The following is a 14,622-nucleotide window of genomic DNA, read 5'->3' on the forward strand; positions in this document are numbered from 1 at the left end:
GTGGTGCGGGCTGTAGTAGCCGCCGTGCCCGGCGACCACCTCGCACAGCGCCACCAGTTCGTCGGTGCCGGCGTACATGCCCGGCGTGTAGGTGAGCCCGGAGGACAGGCCGACGGCGCCCTCGGCCATGCCGGTGGCCACCAGTTCGCGCATCCGGTCCAGCTCGGCGGCGGTGGGCGGCCGGTCGTCCCAGCCGACCGTGAGCAGCCGGAGGGTGCCCTGCGGCAGCAGGTAGGCGGCGTTGGTGGCGATGCCCCGGTCCAGCCGGTCCAGGTACTCCCCGACGCTGCGCCAGTTCCAGTCGAACCCCGGCGGGTCGTCGTTCCATCCGGCGAGCTGGGTGCGCAGGCCGGCCAGGGTGGGCTCGTCGACCGGGGCGTAGGACAGTCCGTCCTGGCCGAGGACCTCGAGGGTGACGCCCTGCGAGACCTTCGCCAGGTGATCCGGGTTGGCCAGCACCTGCAGGTCGGAGTGCGAGTGCATGTCGATGAACCCGGGCGCGAGCACCAGGCCGGCGGCGTCGACGGTCCGGGTGCCGGTCAGCCGCTCGCCGATGCCGGCGATCCGCCCCGCCCGGACGCCGACGTCGGCGCGGTAGCCGGGCGCCCCGGTGCCGTCCACCACGGTGGCGTCCCGGAACACGATGTCCATGCCTGGCCTCGTCAGAAGTAGGTGCGGATCAGCTCGGTCACGGTCTCGCCGTCCGACCCGACCAGCGGGATCAGCGGCCACTTGTCGAACGCGGTGCACGGATGCGACACGCCAAGCCCGACCCAGTCGCCCACCCGAGGGTCGGCCCCGGGACCGACGGCCAGGTAGGCGTGCTGGTCGTTGAGCGCGGTGACCCGGCAGCCGGCCAGCGGCGCGACGCTCGTCCCGGACCGGATCAGCTGCGGCTCGGGCAGATCCACGTCGTACGGCAGGTCGCGCTTGCCGGCGGTCAGCAGGGCCAGACCTGGCTCCGGCCGGGAGCTGACCTGGGCCCAGACCCGCAGGGCCGGGCGCAGCGGCGGCACGTCGGCGATCCGGGGATGCGCGCCCAGCGGGGACACGGTGCGGTAGGACCCGTCGTCGTGCGTGAGGTAGCAGCCGCTGCGCAGCACGGGCAGCACCGGCGGGCCGTCGCGCCAGGGTGCGGTGAGCGCGTCGGCCACCAGGTCGAAGTAGGCGCTGCCCCCTGCGCTGACGATCACCCGGTCCACCTGGTCGAACAGCCCATCCCGGGCCAGCGTGGCGGTCAGCTCGCGCAGCCGGCCGAGGTAGCCGGTCACGGTGGCCAGGGCGTCCGGCGTGCGTCCCCCGGTCAGGATTCCCTCGTAGCCGGAGGTTCCGACCAGGCGCAGCCTCGGACTGGCGGCGGCCGCCCGGGCAACGGCGGTGGCGGCCGGCAGGTCCCGCGCCCCCGCCCGCCCGCCCGGGGCGCCCAGCTCGACCAGCACCTCGACCGGGCGCTGCGCGCCTGCCGCGCGCAGCGCCGCGTCCATCAGCGCGACGCCCCGCTCGGAGTCGACCCAGCAGCAGAACTCCAGGTCAGGGTCGGCGGCCAGCTCGGCGGCCAGCCAGTGCAGCGCGGCCGGGTCGACGAGCTGGTTGGCGAGGACGATCCGGCGCACCCCGAACGCCCGGTACACCCGCAGCTGGCTCGCGGTGGCCGCGGTGATCCCCCAGGCGCCGTGGTCGAGCTGGCGGGCGAACAGCTGCGGGGCCATGGTGGTCTTGCCGTGCGGGGCCAGCGCGACGCCCCGGGCCGCGCACCACTTCGCCATGGTGGCCAGGTTGTGCTCGAGCGCCGGGCCGTCCAGCACCAGCACCGGCCCGAAGAAGCCGTCCCGGAACAGGTTCAGCTTCCGGCCGGCCGCCTCGGCGATGGTCAGCCCGGACACGGCCGACGGCATCGCCTTGAACCGCCAGTCCAGCCGTTCGGTGCCGATCGCCGCGACCGCGGTCCGGTCGATGCCACCTCGCGGATCACCCACCGGCACCTCGATCGCGGTCAACGCAAAGGAACCTCGCCGCGATCTTGTCTAACACCCGGCCCGGTGCCGGTCAAACCCGCGGCGGCGTTCACTCGCCGGGGGCATGCGGACCGGCCCGGCGCGGTTTCCGGGCGCAACCCCATTACAGTGCCAGGATGCCTACGGAGTCGCGATTGGAGCGGCTGAACGACGCCGAGCCGGCACAGGCCGAGGAACTGCTGCTGGCCTGCTGCGCCGCGCGCCGGTGGGCGAACGAGCTGATCGCCCGGCGGCCGTACCACGATCTGGCGACCCTGCGGCGGGTGTCCGACGCGGTGTTCGCCGAACTCGACTGGGCCGACATCGAGCAGGCGCTGGCGGCGCACCCGCGGATCGGGGAGCGGGCCGCCGGCGCCGGCCCGGAGGCCGCCTGGTCGCGCGAGGAGCAGAGCGCGGCGGCCGGCGAGGCGAGCGCGGCGCGACTGGCCGAGGGCAACGCGGAGTACGAGCGCCGGCACGGCCGGGTGTTCCTGATCTGTGCGACCGGGCTGGACGCCGGCGCGGTGCTCACCGCGTTGCGGCAGCGGCTCGACAACGACGAGGAGACCGAGCGAACGGTGGTCCGCGAAGAGCTACGCAAGATCGCCAACCTGCGGCTGACCAAGCTGGTGCGGCCTGGAGAGACAGCATGACGCTGTCGACCCATGTCCTGGACACGAGCCGCGGCCGGCCGGCGGCGGCGGTGCCGATCCGGCTGGAGCGCGAGGAGGACGACGGCTGGCGCCATCTGGCGCAGGGCCACACCAATCTGGAGGGGCGGCTGTCGGGCTTGGCCGCCGACCGGCCGGGGGTGTACCGGCTGATCTTCGGCACTCGGGACTATTTCGGCCCGGACGCCTTCTACCCGGAGGTGACGGTCGCCTTCCGGATCGCCGACCCGAAGGAGCATTACCACGTGCCGCTGCTGATCAGCCCGTTCGGCTACTCGACCTACCGGGGAAGCTGATGGCCGGATTCGTGCTCGGGGACAACCAGTACGGCAAGGCCGAGACCCGACTGGTCCGGGTGGACCGGGACACCGGCGTGCACCGGATCACCGACCTCAACGTCAGCACGACGCTGGCCGGCGACCTGGCGGCCACCCACCTGACCGGGGACAACAGCGGCGTGCTGCCCACCGACACGCAGAAGAACACGGTCTACGCCTTCGCCCGGGACGGCGTCGGCGAGATCGAGGACTTCGCGCTGCGGCTGGCCAGGCACTTCGTGGACAGCGCCCCGACGATCACCCGGGCCCGGGTGCGGATCGAGCAGTACGGCTGGGATCGGCTGGCCGACCACTCGTTCCGGCGCGGCGCCGGCACCCGCACCGCGACGGCGACCTATGACGGAACCGGCTCGTGGCTGGTGTCCGGGGTGCAGGACCTGGTCGTGCTCAACACGACCGGCTCGGAGTTCCACGGCTTCCACAAGGACCGCTACACCACGCTGGCCGAGACCACCGACCGGATTCTGGCCACCGCCGTGACCGCCCGCTGGCGGCACGCCGCGACCACCGGCGTCGACTGGGCGTCGAGCTTCGATGAGGCGACCCGGCACCTGCTGGCCGCGTTCGCCGACACGCACAGCCTGTCGCTGCAGCAGACCCTGCACGCCATGGGGGAGCGGGTGCTGGCCAACCGGCCCGAGGTGGCCGAGGTGCAGCTGGCGCTGCCGAACCGGCACCACTTCCTGGTCGACCTGGCGCCGTTCGGGTTGGACAACCCGGGCGAGGTGTTCCATGCCGCCGACCGGCCGTACGGGTTGATCGAGGGCACCGTGCTGCGCGCGGACGCGCCGGAGCCGGGCCTGGCCTGGTGGTGAGCGCATGGACTTCCTGAGACCGCGGACGCTGGCCGAGGCGCTGGCGATGAAGGCCGAGCATCCGGACGCGGTGCCGATCGCCGGCGGCACCGACGTGATGGTGGAGCTGAACTTCGACACCCGCCGCCCGGCCGCGCTGCTCGACCTGACCGGGGTCGGCGAGCTCGCGGAGTGGGGGACGGACAACGGTTCGGTCCGGCTGGGCGCCGGCGTGCCGTACGCGCGGATCATCACCGAGCTGGGCGCGGAACTGCCGGGTCTCGCGATCGCGGCGCGCACGGTCGGCTCCCCGCAGATCCGCAACCGGGGCACGGTCGGCGGCAACCTCGGCTCGGCATCGCCTGCCGGGGACGCGCATCCGCCGCTGCTGGCCACCGGGGCGGTCGTGCAGGTCGCCTCGGCCACCGGCACCCGGTCCATCCCGGTGACCGACTTCTTCGTCGGCCCCAAGCGGTCCACGCTGGCCCCGGACGAGCTGATCACCGCCGTGGTGCTGCCGAAGGCCCGCGGGCCGCAACAGTTCGCCAAGGTCGGCACCCGCAACGCCATGGTCATTGCGGTGTGCTCGTTCGCGGTGAGCCTCGATGCCGACAACCGGCGGGTGGGCACCGGGATCGGCTCGGCCGGGCCGACCCCGTTGCGGGCCACCGAAGCCGAGGCGCTGGCCGCGGAACTGCCCTGGGCGGACCGGAAACCGGTGCCGGACGCGCTCGCCGCGCGGTTCGGCGAGCTGGTCGGCGCCGCGGCCCGGCCGATCGACGACGTGCGGGGCACGGCGAGCTACCGCCGGCACGCGCTGGGTGTGCTGGCCCGGCGCACGCTGTCCTGGGCATGGCACGACTACTGCTCGGGAGGGCGGTTCTGATGCGGGTGACGGTGGAGGTCAACGGGCAGCAGCGGACCGCTGACGACGTCTGGCCGGGCGAGAGCCTGCTGTACGTGCTGCGTGAGCGGTTGGGGCTGCCCGGCTCGAAGAACGCCTGCGAGCAGGGCGAGTGCGGCTCGTGCACGGTCTACCTGGACGGGGTGCCGGTGTGTGCCTGTCTGGTGGCCGCCGGACAGGTCGAGGGCCGGCAGGTGCGCACGGTCGAGGGCCTGGCCGACGGCGAGAACCTGGACCCGGTGCAGGAGGCGTTCGTGCGCACCGGCGCGGTGCAGTGCGGGTTCTGCACCCCCGGGCTGGTGGTCGCCGCGCACGATCTGATCCGGCGCAACCCGCATCCGTCGGATCCAGAGATCCGCGAGGCACTGGCCGGGAACCTGTGCCGCTGCACGGGATACGAGAAGATCCTGGACGCGGTCCGGCTCGCGGCATCCACAGTGGACGGTGTGCGATGAGGACGGTGATCGAAGGCGCGACGGTCTTTCCGGTGGACCGGGCCAACTCCGAGTACGGCACCGGGCACGTGGTCATCAACCACGGGGTGATCGAGGCGGTCGGCGAGGGTTCGGCTCCGGACCTCGGCCCGGTGGACGAGCGGATCGACGGCCGCGGCTGCCTGGCCACTCCGGGCCTGGTGAACACCCATCATCACCTCTACCAGTGGGCCACCCGCGGCCTGGCCCAGCAGTCCGACCTGTTCAACTGGCTGGTCACGCTGTACCCGATCTGGGCCGGACTCGACGAGGAGATCACCGAGGCGGCCGCGACCGCGGGTCTGGTCCGGCTGGCCGAGACCGGCGCCACCACGGTCGCCGACCACCATTACGTCTTCCCGCAGGGTGCGGGCGATCCGTTCACCGCGGTGGTGTCCGCCGCGCATCAGGTCGGGGTCCGGCTGCACGCGGTGCGCGGGTCGATGGACCGGGGCCAGTCGCACGGCGGCCTGCCACCCGACTCGATCGTGGAGAGCCTCGACGACGCGCTGCACGGCACCGAGGCGGCCATCGACCGCTACCACGATCCGGAGCCGGGGTCGATGGTGCGCGTCGCGGTCGGGCCGTGCTCGCCGTTCTCGGTGAGCCAGGAGTTGATGAAGGAGGCGGCGGATCTGGCCCGCCGCAAGGGGGTCCGGCTGCACACCCACCTCGCCGAGACGCTCGACGAGGAGCGGCAGTGCATGGCCGAGTTCGGCTGCACGCCGGTCGAGTACGCGGGCCGGACCGGATGGCTCGGCGAGGACGTGTGGCTGGCGCACGGCATCCACCTCTCCGACGAGGCGGTGGGCTGGATCGGCAACAGCGGGACCGGGATCGCGCACTGCCCGACCTCCAATGCCCGGCTCGGCGCCGGGATCGCCAGGGTGCGGGACCTCATCGAGGCGGGCGCCCCGGTGGGGCTCGGCGTGGACGGTGCCGCGTCCAATGAGGACGGTGGGCTGGGCGGCGAGCTGCGGGCGGCCACCTATCTGGCGCGGCTGCGCGGCGGCCCGGAGGCGCTGACCGCCCGGGCGGCGGTGTGGTTGGGCACCATGGGCGGCGCCCGGTGCCTCGGCCGGCAGCGCGAGATCGGCTCGCTGGAGCCGGGCAAGCAGGGCGATGTGGTGCTGTGGCGGCTGGACGGATACGAGCACGCCGGGATCGTCGACCCGGTGGCCGCGCTGGTGTTCGGCCCGCTGCCGCAGGTTCGCCTGCTGCTGGTCGGCGGCAAGACCGTGGTCGAGGACGGGTCGATCCGCACCGTGTCCGATGTGGACACCGCGACCGCGTTGCGCAGGGCCAGTTCTCGGCTGATTCGGCGGGCGGAGGAGGCGTGATGACTCAGGCGACCACGCCGCTGCGCACGGAGGTCGCCGGAGGGGTGGGCGAGAGCCCGACCCGGCCGGACGGCGCGCTGAAGGTGCGCGGCGAGTTCGCGTACTCCTCCGACATGTGGGCCGACGACATGCTCTGGGGCGCGACGCTGCGCAGCCCGCACCCGTACGCCACGATCAGGTCGGTCGACGTGTCCGCGGCGCTGGCGCTGCCCGGGGTGTACGCGGTGCTCACCCACGAGGACGTCCCGGGGCACAACATCTACGGGCTGGAGCATCCCGACCAGCCGGTGCTGGCCGAGACGGTGGTGCGCTACCAGGGCGAGCCGGTGGCGATCGTGGCCGCCGAGCACCCGGAGACGGCCCGGCGCGCGGCCGACGCGATCGTGGTCGACTACGAGGTGCGCGAGCCGGTCACCGACGCCGAGGCGGCGCTCGACCCGGCGGCGCCGGTGCTGCATCCGCACCACCCGACCGGGAACGTGGTGCGGCACGTGGTGATCCGGCGCGGCGCGCCGGACCCGGTGGCCGACGTGGTGGTGACCGGCGAGTACACGGTCGGCATGCAGGACCAGGCCTTCCTCGGCCCGGAGTCGGGCCTGGCGGTGCCGGCCGAGGACGGCGGGGTGGACCTCTACATCGCCACCCAGTGGTTGCACGTCGACCAGACGCAGGTGGCGCACGCGCTGGGTCTGCCGGTGTCGAAGGTGCGGCTGCACCTGGCCGGCGTCGGCGGCGCGTTCGGCGCCCGCGAGGACCTGTCCATGCAGGTGCACGCCTGCATGCTGGCGCTGCACACCGGCAAACCGGTCAAGATCGTCTACGGTCGGGAGGAGTCGTTCTTCGGGCACGTGCACCGGCATCCGGCGGTGCTGCGCTACGAGCACGGCGCGACCAAGTCCGGCGAGCTGGTCTACGTCAAGGCGCGGATGATCCTGGACGGCGGGGCGTACGCCTCGACCACCGCCGCGGTCGCCGGCAACGCCGCGACCCTGGGTGTCGGGCCCTACCAGGTGCCCAACGTCGCGGTCGACTGCTGGGGCATGTACACGAACAACCCGCCGTGCGGCGCGATGCGCGGCTTCGGGGCGGTGCAGGCCGCGTTCGCCTACGAGTCGCAGATGGACCGGCTGGCGGCCGCGCTCGAGCTTGATCCGGTCGAGCTGCGGATGCGCAACGCGGTCGCCGAGGGTTCGGTGATGCCGACCGGGCAGGTGATCGACTCGCCCGCGCCGGTGGCCGAACTGCTGCGCCGGCTGCGTGAGCGTCCGCTGCCGCCGCCCGCGGCCATCCCGGCCGATCTGCGCGAGATGCCGGGCGGCGTCTCCAACACCACGCACGGCGAGGGCGTGGTGCGCGGCGTCGGCTTCGGGGTCGGGATCAAGAACGTCGGTTTCTCGGAGGGGTTCGACGACTACTCGACCGCCCGGGTGCGGCTGGAGGTGATCGCCGGCGAGCCGGTGGTCTCGGTGCACACCGCGGCCGCCGAGGTGGGACAGGGCCTGGTGACGCTGCAGGCGCAGATCGCCCGCACCGAGCTGGGCGTGCCCCGGGTGACCATCCTGCCGGCGAACACCGCGGTGGGCAGCGCCGGCTCCAGCTCGGCGTCCCGGCAGAGCTACGTGACCGGCGGCGCCGTGCGCGCGGCATGCGTCGCGGTGCGGACCGAGGTGCTCGAGCGGGCCAGCGACCGGGCCGGCCGCGCGGTCACCGACCTGGCCGAGGTGGACCTGGTGGGGCTGCTCGGTTCGGCGGCGGTGGAGCACACCGTGGAGTGGCGGCACCGGCCGACCTTCCCGCTGGACCCGACCACCGGTCAGGGCAACGCGCACGTGCAGTACGCCTTCGCCGCGCACCGGGCGGTGGTCGACGTCGACGTCGAGCTGGGCCTGGTCCGGGTCGTGGAGTTGGCCTGCGCGCAGGACGTCGGGCGGGCGATGAACCCGGACGCGGTGGTCGGGCAGATCCACGGCGGCACCGCGCAGGGCCTGGGCCTGGCGGTGATGGAGGAGATCCAGGTGGTGGACGGCCGGATCCGCAACCCGTCGTTCACCGACTACCTGATCCCGACCGTGCTCGACATGCCGCCGATGTCGGTGGACGTGCTGGAACTGGCCGACCCGCATGCCCCGTACGGGCTGCGCGGGGTCGGCGAACCGCCGACGATCTCGTCCACGCCGGCCGTGGTCGCGGCGATCCGCGCGGCCACCGGACGGGCGCTGACGAGGATTCCCGTCCGCCCGGAACATGTCGTGGGGGACTGACCGCGGGCAACACCAGGGTCCTCCAGCCCTTTCGGGTGAGCGCGGAGGGTGGTAGTCAGTAGGCTGTCGGTCACTGTCCGAGAAGCGGCCTCGGTTTTGCTCGGCAGGCGTCTGAAAATTTGCCGCCTCTTGGCGTGTCAGGGGTGGTAATCGGGGTTCAAGTGGGTGAAAGGTGGTTATCCGGAGTAGCTGGTATCCGCATCTGGCAACTGGTAACGTAACGCGCCCTGGCGAAGAAGGACATCGCTGAGAACATGACGTGGCCCATGGACGGCGCCGGTGGACCGAACTGAGTTGGTCAGCCGGTGGGCGGGGGCACTGACGCAGATCATCTACGTCGCGCGGTCACGCGACGAGGTCGAACAGGAGCTGCACGACCTGCTCGACAGGATGATCGACGCGGTGCGCTCCGACAAGCCGGGGACCGCCCGCGAGGTGGGTCTCCGGCTGGCCGAGCTCGGCTTCACGAAGACCGAATGCGTTGGCGCCACCCTCGACCTGCTCGGCACCGACCTGCCGGACCTGTCCGACCTGTCCGAACTCGACGGTCGCCTGCAGACCATGCCGTCGCTGTCCGCGCTGGCCACCGGCTTCACCACCGGGATGCGCAACCGCCTCTTCGCCGAGCAGGAGGAGATCAAGCGGGCGCTGACCCACGCCAAGGAGAACGTCGAACGCGACCTGCAGGCCAGCGAGGAGCTGTTCCGCGAGGTCTTCACCTCGTCCTCGGTCGGCATGGCACTGGCCGATCTGGACGGTGTGCTGGCGCGCACCAACCGCGCGCTGGCCACGATCCTGGAGTACACGCCGCGCGAGCTGTCCACGCTGAACATGTCGGACCTGTTCCACCCCAGCGAGGCCGAGCTGCTGACGATGCGGTACCAGGAGCTGCTGGAGAAGGACGCGCTGCCGTTCCGGGAACGGCGCAAGCTGCGCCGCAAGGGCGGGGACGCGGCGCTGGTCTACCTGTCCGGCCAGGTGATCCGGCATCCGGACGGCACCCCGCGCCACTTCGTGCTCTCCGTCGAGGACGTCTCCGACAAGCAGCTGATCGAGGACCAGCTGCGCCGCCAGCTGGTGCACGACCCGCTCACCAACCTGGCCAACCGGCAGCGGTTCCTCAGCCGGATCGAGGAGGTCCTGGCCGGCAACCGGGCCGCCGAGTCGGTGGCGATCCTGCACATCGACCTCGACGGGTTCGCCGCGGTGAACAACGGCGCCGGCCGCGATATCGGTGACCAGCTGCTGCAGGTCGTGGCCAAGAAGCTGACCACGGTCATGGAGGGCGAGCGGGCCACCGTCGCCCGGCTGGACGGCGACGAGTTCGGCATCGTGCTGGAGTACGGGCCGCAGACGCCGAGCCCGGAGCTGATCGCCCAGCGGATCAACGACGAGCTCGGCGAGCCGTACTACGTCGGGGAGCAGGGCGTTGCCGCCACGGCGTGCATCGCGGTGCTGGACAACCCGCGCCGCGACCTGCCTCCGGCCCAACTGTTACAGGCAACCGACATCACCCTGCGCCGGCTCAAGTCGACCGGGCGCCGGCAGTGGGCGCTGGTGGACAGCGAGCAGGGCGCCCGGGACCGGGACCGGTTCAACCTGGCCGCCTCCATACCGGGCGCCTGGGAGAGCGGCGAGATCCAGCTCGAGTACCAGACCGTGGTCTCGATCGACGACCGGCGGATCGTCGCCGTGCAGCCACAGCTGCGCTGGGAGCACCCGGAGCAGGGCGTCCTGGAACACGACGTGTGCGTCGGGGTGCTCGAGGAGACCGGGATGAGCCTGCCGATCGGCCGGTGGAAGCTCAACCGGGCCTGCGAGCAGATCATGGCCTGGCAGGACCGGGCCGGCGTCGACCTGCCGCAGCTCTACGTCGAGCTGACCCGCCAGCAGGCCTCCGACCCGGACCTGGTGTCCAGCGTGCAGGGCGCGCTGGCCAGCACCGGGATGCCCACCGCGATGCTCCGGTTGGGGATGCCGGTGCAGGCCCTGTGCATGACCGACGGCACCGCCGAGGACAACCTGGACGTGCTGGTCGACCTCGGCATCCGCACCGTGCTCTACGAGTTCGGCACCACCCGCGGCGACCTGGCCTGCCTGGAGGACCTGCCGGTGCACGCGGTGAAGATGGCCGACCGGGTGGTCCGGCGGATCAGCACCGCCGTCGAGCACGGCCGGCAGACCCTGTTCCTGCGCGCCACCCGCGACCTCATCCCGCTGGTCCGGGACACCGGCGCCGAGGTGCTGGTCGGCAACATCCACACCGAGGAACAGGCCGCCTGGTGGCGGGAGGTCGGCGCGGCCACCGCCTCCGGTCCGCTGTTCGGCGCGGCCCACCCGCCGGAGGAGATCGAGGAACTGCTCGGCGCAGAGCCGAACGCGCGCGGGTAGTAAAGACAGCCTAACCTTGCCCGCATGACCTCAGCCGTCACAGACACCTCAGTGTTCACCGCCCTCGAGTCCGAGGTCCGCCTGTACTGCCGCCGGTTCCCGGCCGTGTTCAGCCGGGCGCGGGGCGCGGAACTGCACGCCGAGGACGGCCGGGTGTTCATCGACTTCTTCTGTGGGGCGGGCACCCTCAACTACGGGCACAACAACGAGCACATCGGCGCCCGGCTGACCGCCTACCTCGCCGACGGCGGCCTGGTGCACGGGTTGGATCTGCACACGGTCGCCAAGCGGGAGTTCCTCACCCGGCTGCGGGACGTCCTGCTGCGGCCGCGCGGCCTGGACCACAAGGTGCAGTTCTGCGGTCCAACCGGGACGGACGCGGTGGAGGCGGCGCTGAAGATCGCCCGCAAGGCCACCGGCCGGTCCGGGGTGGTCTCGTTCACCGGCGCCTACCACGGGATGTCCCGCGGCTCGCTCGCGGTCACCGGCAACCGGCGGGCCCGGGCGGCCGGCGGGGTCGGCGCCACCGAGGTCACCTTCGTGCCCTATGAGGACGGACCGGCCGGTCCGTTCGACTCGATCGGCTACCTGGAGCGGATGTTCACCGACCAGGCGTCCGGGATGGACGTTCCGGCCGCGGTGATCGTCGAGCCGCTGCAGATGGAGGGCGGGATCTACCCGGCATCGGTGCCGTGGCTGCGCCGGTTGCGGGAGCTGACCGAGCGGCACGGCGTGCTGCTCATCTGCGACGAGATCCAGTCCGGCTGTGGGCGGACCGGGACGTTCTTCAGCTTCGAGCACGCCGGCGTGGTGCCCGACATCGTGCCGCTGTCCAAGTCGCTGTCCGGGTACGGCCTACCGCTGTCGGTCGTGCTGCTGCGCCCCGAGCTGGACGTGTGGGAGCCGGGCGAGCACACCGGGACGTTCCGCGGAAACCAGCTGGCATTCGTCACCGCGACCGCCGCGCTCGAGCTGTGGGAGCGGCCCGGCTTCCAGGCCGGACTGGCCGCGGCCAGCGCCGGCCTGCACCGGTTCGCCGCCCGGGTGCGCTCCGCCGAGCCCGCGGTCACGGTGCGGGAGCGGGGCATGACGCTGGGCATCGACCTGGGCCGGGCGGGCGGGCCGCAGCGGGCCGAGCTGGTGCAGAAGCGGTGCTTCGACGGCGGCCTGATCGTGGAACTGTGCGGCCGCGAGGACGAGGTGGTGAAGGTGATCCCGCCGCTCACCATCGATCCGGACACCCTGGACCGGGGGCTGACGGTGCTGTTCGACGCGCTGCGCGAGCCGGCGGGTCAGGCCGCGGCCGGCGCCGGGGCGATGGCGGCGAGCCCGGCCGTGGTGAGGACCGCCGGCACCCGCTGACCGAAGTGGCCGGTGTGGGCGGGCTCGATCAGACCGTCGTGGGAGAGCAGGTGCGCGGTGAACTGGTCGCAGCACGGCACGCCATCGATGAACAGGTCGGGCTCCCGGCTACAGGTGAGCTCCGCGCGCCCCTCGTCCACGGCCCGCAGCATGGCGAGCGCTCGGTGGTTCAGTCCATCGTGGAAGGGGGCGTACATCGGAGGTACATCCTTGCGGTTGGGTGCACTGACAATTCTTGGATGGATCGTCTTCTCGTGAGGTTTCATCGGCCGACCCATCCCCTGTATTAGCAATTAACACTTACCACCACAGAGGCTGTGACCTGCCTCGTAGATACATTCGGAGCCGGCCCGTGCGGCGGATGGGGTCACGCTGGGGAGCGGTCGCGCTGCGGTGGGTGGTGTGCCGGCGCGGCATTTGATCGCCGAATTCCAGTGTGGAATGCCGGCCGACCCGGCTTGACCTGGAGTGCGCTCCAGCCCATACGGTAAGCACAGCGAAGAGAGGAAGGTCAGATGACCGACACCAAGGCGCCCGCCGCGGGCGCGGGGACCGTGGCCATCGGGAGCCTGCAGGTGCGCCGGCTGGGGTTCGGGGCCATGCAGATCACCGGACCGGGGATCTGGGGTGAGCCGGCCGACCGCGACGAGTGCAAGCGGGTGCTGCGCCGGGCGGTCGAGCTCGGGGTGGACTTCATCGACACGGCCGACTCCTACGGGCCGTACGTGAGCGAGGAGCTGATCCGGGAGGCGCTGCACCCGTACGGCGACGTCGTGATCGGCACCAAGGGCGGGCTGCTGCGGACCGGGCCCGGGGGCTGGGTGCCCTGCGGCCAGCCGGCCTACCTGCGCCAGGAGGTCGAGATGAGCCTGCGCCGGCTCGGCCTGGACACCATCGACCTCTACCAGCTGCACCGCATCGATCCGGCCGTCCCGGTCGAGGACTCGCTGGGTGAGCTGGTCGCGATGCAGGGCGAGGGCAAGATCCGGCACATCGGCCTGTCCGAGGTGAACCTCGACGAGATCAAGGCGGCCCGGGCGGTGGCCGAGATCGTCAGCGTGCAGAACCTCTACAACCTCACCGACCGCCGCTCGGAGGCGGTCCTCGACCACTGCGCCGAAGAGGGCATCGCGTTCATCCCCTGGTTCCCCATCGCCACCGGCGCGCTCGCTCGTCCGGGCGGCGTCCTCGACAAACTGACCCACGAGTTCGACGCCACCCCCGCTCAGCTCGCCCTGGCCTGGCTGCTGCGCCGCTCCCCGGCCATGCTCCCGATCCCCGGCACGAAGTCCGTCACCCACCTCGAGGAGAACGTCGCCGCCGCCACCCTCACCCTCACCGACGCGCAGTACGAGGCCCTCACCAACGCCGCCTGACCGCGCGGCCGGCTTCGCTGGTCCGTTGCGGGTGGGGACTCACCGGGTCAGGGTGACCAGCCAGGCGGGGTGGTCGGTGGTGCCGGACATGTCGATGGCGGTACCTGCGATGAAGCCGAGGTCGTTGCTGGCGAAGACGTGCTGCACGCTGCCGTCGCCCTTGCGGTAGAAGCCCGCCGGCGCGCAGTCCTGGACGTTGGGGCGGCCGCGGTAACGCAGGTTGATGTCGCCGACGACGACGGTGGGGCCGGTGACGGCGTAGCCGGCGGCGCGGGTCAGCAGGTCGCGGCACTGGGCCAGCGCGGCGGTGGAGTCGTAGGCGGACAGGTGCGTGGTGCAGGCGCTGAGCACGGCGCCGGGCAGGCACGCCCAGGAGCGCATCTCGTCGCTGCGGTCCTGGGCGGTGAACCGGCCGTGCACGCCGGGGCCGCCGGCCAGCGACTCGGCCACCATGATGAAGTTGCCGTACTCCCGGCCGTTGAGGCACAGCACCGGCTCGCCGGTCGGCAGCTGGGCGGCGGCGAACATCGTGCGGGCCGGGCCCATCGCCGACCGGAGCGGCTCGACGTCGTTGGAGCAGGCCTCGTTCACCGAGACCACCTGGGCCCGGCTCGCGGCGATCACCGAGGCCGCCTTGGCCGTCACCCGCTCGCCGGTGAAGCAGTCCGCCCACCCGCCGTGACAGATGTTGAGCTGGAGCACCCGCACCGTGTCGGTC

Annotated in this window: 14 protein-coding genes; 10 read left to right on the top strand and 4 right to left on the bottom strand. The window is 72.3% G+C overall.

Translation table 11 applies throughout. From position 1 onward, the window contains the following. Both VFO68_RS12560 and VFO68_RS12565 read right to left on the bottom strand, forming a co-directional pair. The coding region (locus tag VFO68_RS12560; RefSeq protein ID WP_325158420.1) for an N-acyl-D-amino-acid deacylase family protein at positions 1-651 on the bottom strand (651 nt) is incomplete at its 3' end. 11 nt (positions 652-662) lie between these two features. Next, on the bottom strand, positions 663-1,895 hold the full coding sequence (locus tag VFO68_RS12565; RefSeq protein WP_325158433.1) for an amino acid deaminase: 1,233 nt from the start codon (positions 1,893-1,895) through the stop codon (positions 663-665). Between the two features lie 236 nt (positions 1,896-2,131). Here VFO68_RS12565 and uraD point away from each other — a divergent pair, with 236 nt between their 5' ends. The 9 genes from uraD (at position 2,132) to ectB (ending at position 12,528) form a co-directional block, all read left to right on the top strand. Then, positions 2,132-2,647, top strand: coding sequence for a 2-oxo-4-hydroxy-4-carboxy-5-ureidoimidazoline decarboxylase (uraD, locus tag VFO68_RS12570; RefSeq protein WP_325158421.1), 516 nt, complete (start codon positions 2,132-2,134; stop codon positions 2,645-2,647). Next, a complete protein-coding gene (uraH, locus tag VFO68_RS12575; protein ID WP_325158422.1) occupies positions 2,644-2,961 on the top strand; it encodes a hydroxyisourate hydrolase in 318 nt (105 codons plus the stop codon). The genes uraD and uraH overlap by 4 nt, the downstream gene beginning before the upstream one ends. Continuing rightward, complete coding sequence (pucL, locus tag VFO68_RS12580; RefSeq protein WP_325158423.1) at positions 2,961-3,818, top strand: factor-independent urate hydroxylase; 858 nt, start codon at positions 2,961-2,963, stop codon at positions 3,816-3,818. The genes uraH and pucL overlap by 1 nt, the downstream gene beginning before the upstream one ends. 4 nt (positions 3,819-3,822) lie before the next feature. Then, positions 3,823-4,683, top strand: coding sequence for an FAD binding domain-containing protein (locus VFO68_RS12585; RefSeq protein WP_325158424.1), 861 nt, complete (start codon positions 3,823-3,825; stop codon positions 4,681-4,683). Continuing rightward, a complete protein-coding gene (locus VFO68_RS12590; protein WP_325158425.1) occupies positions 4,683-5,156 on the top strand; it encodes a (2Fe-2S)-binding protein in 474 nt (157 codons plus the stop codon). The genes VFO68_RS12585 and VFO68_RS12590 overlap by 1 nt, the downstream gene beginning before the upstream one ends. Beyond that, positions 5,153-6,514 carry an 8-oxoguanine deaminase gene (locus VFO68_RS12595; protein ID WP_325158426.1) on the top strand — a complete coding sequence of 454 codons (1,362 nt, stop codon included), beginning with the start codon at positions 5,153-5,155 and terminating at the stop codon, positions 6,512-6,514. The genes VFO68_RS12590 and VFO68_RS12595 overlap by 4 nt, the downstream gene beginning before the upstream one ends. Further along, on the top strand, positions 6,514-8,775 hold the full coding sequence (gene pucD, locus VFO68_RS12600; RefSeq protein ID WP_325158427.1) for a xanthine dehydrogenase subunit D: 2,262 nt from the start codon (positions 6,514-6,516) through the stop codon (positions 8,773-8,775). The genes VFO68_RS12595 and pucD overlap by 1 nt, the downstream gene beginning before the upstream one ends. A gap of 279 nt (positions 8,776-9,054) precedes the next feature. Then, the gene (locus tag VFO68_RS12605; RefSeq protein WP_325158428.1) at positions 9,055-11,166 is read left to right on the top strand and encodes a putative bifunctional diguanylate cyclase/phosphodiesterase; all 2,112 of its coding nucleotides are present in this window, start codon (positions 9,055-9,057) and stop codon (positions 11,164-11,166) included. A gap of 24 nt (positions 11,167-11,190) precedes the next feature. Then, positions 11,191-12,528 (top strand): diaminobutyrate--2-oxoglutarate transaminase, encoded by a 1,338-nt coding sequence (gene ectB / locus VFO68_RS12610; protein ID WP_325158429.1) that lies wholly within the window; start codon positions 11,191-11,193, stop codon positions 12,526-12,528. Here the strand turns inward: ectB and VFO68_RS12615 are convergent. After that, positions 12,459-12,725 carry a hypothetical protein gene (locus VFO68_RS12615; RefSeq protein WP_325158430.1) on the bottom strand — a complete coding sequence of 89 codons (267 nt, stop codon included), beginning with the start codon at positions 12,723-12,725 and terminating at the stop codon, positions 12,459-12,461. The two genes, ectB and VFO68_RS12615, sit on opposite strands and share 70 nt — an antisense overlap. 318 nt (positions 12,726-13,043) lie before the next feature. Here VFO68_RS12615 and VFO68_RS12620 point away from each other — a divergent pair, with 318 nt between their 5' ends. After that, positions 13,044-13,904 (top strand): aldo/keto reductase, encoded by an 861-nt coding sequence (locus VFO68_RS12620; protein ID WP_325158431.1) that lies wholly within the window; start codon positions 13,044-13,046, stop codon positions 13,902-13,904. Between the two features lie 39 nt (positions 13,905-13,943). Here VFO68_RS12620 and VFO68_RS12625 read toward each other — a convergent pair. Further along, the coding region (locus tag VFO68_RS12625) for an endonuclease/exonuclease/phosphatase family protein (protein WP_325158432.1) at positions 13,944-14,622 on the bottom strand (679 nt) is incomplete at its 5' end.

This window comes from Actinophytocola sp. (assembly GCF_035712165.1).
GTDB lineage: Bacteria > Actinomycetota > Actinomycetes > Mycobacteriales > Pseudonocardiaceae > DASYTH01.

Excerpts from the sequence above, each read along its gene's own strand:
- VFO68_RS12615 (WP_325158430.1), bottom strand. The coding sequence starts at position 12,725 with ATGTACGCCCCCTTCCACGATGGACTGAACCACCGAGCGCTCGCCATG.
- pucL (WP_325158423.1), top strand. The coding sequence starts at position 2,961 with ATGGCCGGATTCGTGCTCGGGGACAACCAGTACGGCAAGGCCGAGACC.
- uraH (WP_325158422.1), top strand. The coding sequence starts at position 2,644 with ATGACGCTGTCGACCCATGTCCTGGACACGAGCCGCGGCCGGCCGGCG.
- uraD (WP_325158421.1), top strand. The coding sequence starts at position 2,132 with ATGCCTACGGAGTCGCGATTGGAGCGGCTGAACGACGCCGAGCCGGCA.
- VFO68_RS12590 (WP_325158425.1), top strand. The coding sequence starts at position 4,683 with ATGCGGGTGACGGTGGAGGTCAACGGGCAGCAGCGGACCGCTGACGAC.
- VFO68_RS12595 (WP_325158426.1), top strand. The coding sequence starts at position 5,153 with ATGAGGACGGTGATCGAAGGCGCGACGGTCTTTCCGGTGGACCGGGCC.
- ectB (WP_325158429.1), top strand. The coding sequence starts at position 11,191 with ATGACCTCAGCCGTCACAGACACCTCAGTGTTCACCGCCCTCGAGTCC.
- VFO68_RS12585 (WP_325158424.1), top strand. The coding sequence starts at position 3,823 with ATGGACTTCCTGAGACCGCGGACGCTGGCCGAGGCGCTGGCGATGAAG.
- VFO68_RS12620 (WP_325158431.1), top strand. The coding sequence starts at position 13,044 with ATGACCGACACCAAGGCGCCCGCCGCGGGCGCGGGGACCGTGGCCATC.
- pucD (WP_325158427.1), top strand. The coding sequence starts at position 6,514 with ATGACTCAGGCGACCACGCCGCTGCGCACGGAGGTCGCCGGAGGGGTG.
- VFO68_RS12565 (WP_325158433.1), bottom strand. The coding sequence starts at position 1,895 with ATGCCGTCGGCCGTGTCCGGGCTGACCATCGCCGAGGCGGCCGGCCGG.